The organism is Bradyrhizobium sp. P2_E8 (assembly GCF_056403875.1).
The window spans coordinates 1-5,087 of record NZ_JBFUES010000544.1 but is presented as its reverse complement, the minus strand read 5'-3'; the positions used below and the strand labels follow the sequence as shown (position 1 = coordinate 5,087).

Here is a 5,087-nt window from a genome sequence, read left to right as displayed (position 1 = left end):
GGCCAGGACGACGCCCGGAAATCCACCGCCGCTGCCAAGGTCGGCCCAGCGCCTGGCCGATGGGGCGAGATCGACGAGCTGAAGCGAGTCGGCGATGTGCCGCGTCCAGAGGTGCGGCAGGGTCGAGGGCGCCACGAGATTGGTCTTGGCCTGCCACTCGCGCAGCAGCGCGATGTAGCGATCGAGCCGGGCCTCGGTTTCACGTGAAACGGATGCGAGCTTCAGCGCTGCGGTCTTGTCGGCCGCTATGACCGAGTCCAACGACGGATCATTGGCGCTGGCCTTGTCGATTTTCGGTGTGATCGGTGCAGGTTCGGCTCGGCGCCGAGCGCCCTCACCCGCCGGGGGTTTCCCTGATGACGGTCTGCCGCCGGCCGGTCCGCGCTGTTTCACGTGAAACGCCTATGCAATTGCTTTTGAAGTCTTCCGTGCTTCGCGGCGAAGATACGCCGCGAGGATGCCGAGCGCCGCCGGCGTCATGCCGTCGATCCGGCCGGCCTGGCCGACGGTGAACGGCCGCGCCTTTTCCAGCTTGGCGCGGACCTCATTGGAGAGACCGGGGACCAGCTGATAGTCGACGTCTGACAGCACCAGCCCCTCGTCGCGCCGGAAGGCTTCGACATCGGCGCTCTGGCGCTCCAGATAGACGTCGTACTTGGCGTCGATCTCGAGATGGGTGGCGATCACAGGGTCGATCGCCGACAGCACCGGCCAGATGGCGCGGACCTGGCTCCAGCCGATGTCCGGATAGGCCATCAGTTCGAAGGCCGAGCGGCGCTGACCATCGCGGTTCAGGGACAGGCCGTGCTTGATCGCCTCGTTCGGGGTCATGGTCAGGGACTTGGAGAGCGTCCGGGCCGCATTCAGGGCGTCCATCTTGGCGCGGTGATGCCGGGTTCGGGCCCCACCAACGCACCCGAGCGCGATCCCCTTCTCGGTCAGGCGCTGATCGGCGTTGTCAGCCCGCAGCGTCAGCCGGTACTCGGCCCTTGAGGTGAACATCCGATACGGCTCGCTGATCCCGCGGGTGACGAGGTCGTCGATCATCACCCCGAGATAGCCATCAGCGCGGTCGAACACCGTCAACGCGGCGCCACTCGCGGCCAGCGCGGCGTTCAGGCCGGCGACGATGCCCTGGCCGGCGGCCTCCTCGTATCCGGTGGTGCCGTTGATCTGCCCGGCCAGAAACAGGCCGCGCAGACGCCTGGTCTGGAGGGTCGGATCGAGCTCGCGGGGATCGATATGGTCGTATTCGATGGCGTAGCCCGGACGGACCATCTTCACCCGTTCAAGACCGGGAATGCTGGCGAGGATCGCGAGCTGGACCTCCTCCGGCAGCGAGGTCGAGATGCCGTTGGGATAAACGGTGTTGTCGTCGAGCCCTTCCGGCTCCAGGAAGATCTGGTGGCCATCACGATCGCCGAAGCGGACGATCTTGTCCTCGATCGAGGGGCAATAACGGGGGCCGGAGCTCTTGATCTGCCCGGAGTACATCGGCGAGCGATGGACATTGGCCCGGATCACGTCATGGGTCGCAGGCGTGGTTCGGGTGATCCCGCACTGGATCTGCGGGGTCGTGATCCGCTCGGTCATGACCGAGAACGGCTCCGGCGGCTCGTCTCCCGGCTGCATTTCGACCGCGGACCAGTCGATCGTGGTGCCGTCCAGACGCGGCGGCGTCCCCGTCTTCAATCGTCCCAGAGTGAAGCCGGCGCGCTCGAAGGAGCCTGAGAGACCCATCGCGGGGGCCTCACCGACCCGGCCGGCGGGCCAATTCTTCTCGCCAAGATGGATCAGGCCGCGCAGAAAGGTGCCGGTGGTGACGACGATGGCCCCGGCCCCGAACTCGCGGCCATCGGCCAGGCGAAGTCCGGTCACCCGGCCCTCGACCACGATCAGCTCGTCGGCCTCGCCCTCGATGACGGACAGACCCTCGGTCTCTCGGATCGCGGCCTGCATCGCGGCGGCATAGAGCTTCCGGTCGGCCTGGGCCCGGGGGCCGCGGACCGCGGGACCCTTGCGGCGATTGAGAACGCGAAACTGGATGCCGCCGGCATCGCCGACCCGGCCCATGAGACCGTCCAGCGCGTCGACTTCCCGGACCAGATGGCCCTTGCCGAGACCGCCGATGGCGGGATTGCAGGACATCGCGCCGACGGTGGAGAAACGATGCGTCACCAGGGCGGTCGTTGCGCCCATCCGGGCGGAGGCGGCCGCAGCTTCACAGCCGGCGTGGCCGCCGCCAATCACGATGACGTCGAAACTCTCTCGCTCTGTTCGCATGGGCCGACCTTCTAGCTCAGAGGCGGAAAAGCCGGAAGTGGAAACTCGATGAGGCGGTTGTTTCACGTGAAACGAGGCGTTCGGGGAGGACGAAGTGCGTTTTCGCGAAAACAATCCCATGCACAGTAGAGGGGGCGCTGAACGGACTGCTGTTTCACGTGAAACATGATGGGCCCGACTATGCGAAAAGGAGCGACGGCGGAATCATCTTCAGTCGATCCTGGATGTATCGACGGAGAGCGAGATCGGTGCCACACGCGTCATTGCGAGCGAAGGGAAGCAATCCAGTCTCCCTCCGCAGAGGCAGTCTGGATTGCTTCGTCGCAAGGGCTCCTCGCAATGACGAGTTTGGGGTACGGGCGTCGCTTACAACTAGGATCGCTGGAGCGGCTAAATCGAATCCCGCCTCGAGTCTGCGGGCCCGGAAGCTGTAGTGAGGGCCACCTACGTTTCATGTGGAACAGCACGGAACCGCCGCCGCCCGTTTCACGTGAAACAGCAAGGAATGGAACAAGTGCTAGTTCTACAATGAAGAACTAGCGCTACTTTCCGATACAGAACTTCTGGAAAATCGCCCCAAGGACGTCTTCGACGTCCACCCGGCCTAGCAGCCGACCCAAGGCATAGGCGGCGGAGCGAAGCTCCTCGGCCGCCAGTTCTTCGCCCTCTTCTACAAGCTCGACACTCCGGCGCAAGCTCTCTGATGCCTGGCGCAACAGATCGCGTTGGCGGCCCCGGGTCACCAATGCGCCCTCACTGGTTCCAAAGAACTCGGCGGCGAACGTCACGAGGCCGTCGACCAGCTGGCGGATCCCGTCGCCCTGGCTCGCCGAGATCCCGAACTCACCCAGTCGTCCGGCTTCCCCGCCTCCGCCGAGATCGATCTTGTTGCGCACGATCCAGACCGAGCCGCCGGACGGATGGCTCCCCTCGCCGGACGTCCACAGCGAACCCATCGCATCCGGATCGGCAGCCTGCTCCCCCTCGACCAGCCACAGCACGAGGTCGGCATCCTCGGCTCGGGCTCGCGCGCGCCGCACGCCCTCCTGCTCCACCGGATCATCGGTCTCACGAATGCCGGCGGTGTCGATGACAGTGACGGGATAGCCGTCGAGATCGAGTTGCACCTCGATCACGTCGCGCGTGGTGCCGGCATGCGGCGAGACGATCGCGACCTCGCGACGCGCGAGCTGGTTGATCAGCGTGGACTTGCCGACATTCGGCTCGCCGGCGATGGCAACCACCAGGCCATCGCGTAGACGTTCAGCTTGTCCCTGTGCCGCAAGGACTTCTGCAATTTCGCCGTGCAGCGCCTTGATCGCCTTGACCGCCGGCGCCGTCAATTCCGCGGGCACGTCGCCCTCGTCCGAAAAATCGATGCCGGCTTCGATCAGCGCCGAGGCCTCGATGATGCGCTCGCGCCAGTCGCGCGCGCGGTTGCCGAGTAGGCCCTGCAATTGACGCAACGCCTGGCGGCGCTGGCGGTCGGTGTCGGCATGGATGAGATCGTCGAGGCCCTCGGCTTCGGTCAGGTCGAGCTTGCCGTTCTCGAAGCCGCGCCGCGTGAACTCGCCAGGCTCGGCCGCCCTTGCATTCGGAATTACAGAAATAGCGGCCAGGAGCGCCGCCAGCACCGCGCGGCCGCCATGGACATGGAATTCGGCGATGTCCTCACCGGTCGCGCTCGCCGGCCCCGGAAACCAGAGCACGACCGCATCGTCGATCGGCTGGTTCGCGGCGTCACGGAGCAGTCGGCGGCTGGCCTGCCGCGGTGCCGGCAGCTTGCCCGCCAGCGTTGTCAGCACCCGGCCGGCCTGAGCGCCCGAGACCCGCACCACGGCGATCGCGCTCGGCGGACGGCCCGACGACAATGCAAAGATGGTCTGGTCTCGCGGATGCATCGCCTATTTGTCCAGCCGCCGGGGAAAACGCAAATATCCGTTTCGGCCGATGCGCCCGGACCATTTTGCTGCACCATTTCCCGCAGCAAAAGCACTTATTGCGTTGCAGCATCGCCGCAGCATTCTGCTGCAAAAGTCTCCCGGCCTCGGCCAAGAGACCTTTTCTAGGCTCAAGTATTATTTCGATATATCAATATCTTAATAGAAAACCGGATCAGACGGCGAACCGCTCGCCATGCTGCAACAAGGCTGCACAAAAGAAAAGGGCGCCCGAAGGCGCCCTCCAATCCTTTGCTGCACTGCACTCAGGTGTTCATCGAGTCGAAGAACTCCGAATTGCTCTTGGTCGAGCGCAGCTTGTCGAGCAGGAAGTCGATCGCGTCCATAGTGCCCATCGGGTTCAGGATGCGGCGGAGCACGTACATCTTCTTGAGCACCTGCGGATCGGTGATGAGCTCCTCCTTGCGGGTACCGGAGCGCGAGATGTCGATCGCCGGGAAGGTCCGCTTGTCCGAGACCTTGCGGTCGAGGATCAGTTCGGAGTTACCGGTGCCCTTGAACTCTTCGAAGATGACTTCGTCCATGCGACTGCCGGTATCGACCAGCGCGGTCGCGATGATGGTCAGCGAGCCGCCCTCCTCGATGTTGCGGGCGGCACCGAAGAAGCGCTTCGGGCGCTGGAGCGCGTTGGCGTCAACACCGCCGGTCAGCACCTTGCCGGATGACGGCACCACGGTGTTGTAGGCGCGGCCAAGACGCGTGATCGAATCGAGCAGGATCACGACGTCGCGGCCATGCTCGACCAGGCGCTTGGCCTTCTCGATCACCATCTCGGCGACCTGGACGTGGCGTACCGCCGGCTCGTCGAACGTCGAAGACACGACCTCGCCCTTCACCGAGCGC

Annotated in this window: 4 protein-coding genes; all 4 read right to left on the bottom strand. The window is 64.9% G+C overall.

Translation table 11 applies throughout. The annotated features are described in order from the left end of the window. Positions 1-291: 16S rRNA (guanine(527)-N(7))-methyltransferase RsmG (locus AC1D00_RS26010; protein ID WP_477012618.1), on the bottom strand; the 291-nt coding region annotated here is incomplete at its 3' end. Positions 292-402: 111 nt separating this feature from the next. After that, complete coding sequence (gene mnmG / locus AC1D00_RS26005) at positions 403-2,283, bottom strand: tRNA uridine-5-carboxymethylaminomethyl(34) synthesis enzyme MnmG (protein WP_477012617.1); 1,881 nt, start codon at positions 2,281-2,283, stop codon at positions 403-405. Positions 2,284-2,825: 542 nt separating this feature from the next. Then, entirely contained in the window at positions 2,826-4,184 is a 1,359-nt protein-coding gene (gene mnmE, locus AC1D00_RS26000) for a tRNA uridine-5-carboxymethylaminomethyl(34) synthesis GTPase MnmE (protein WP_477012616.1), read from the bottom strand. Between the two features lie 305 nt (positions 4,185-4,489). Further along, positions 4,490-5,087, bottom strand: a 598-nt coding sequence (gene rho, locus AC1D00_RS25995) for a transcription termination factor Rho (protein ID WP_477012615.1), incomplete at its 5' end; no start/stop codon positions are given.

Excerpts from the sequence above, each read along its gene's own strand:
- mnmG (WP_477012617.1), bottom strand. The coding sequence starts at position 2,283 with ATGCGAACAGAGCGAGAGAGTTTCGACGTCATCGTGATTGGCGGCGGC.
- mnmE (WP_477012616.1), bottom strand. The coding sequence starts at position 4,184 with ATGCATCCGCGAGACCAGACCATCTTTGCATTGTCGTCGGGCCGTCCG.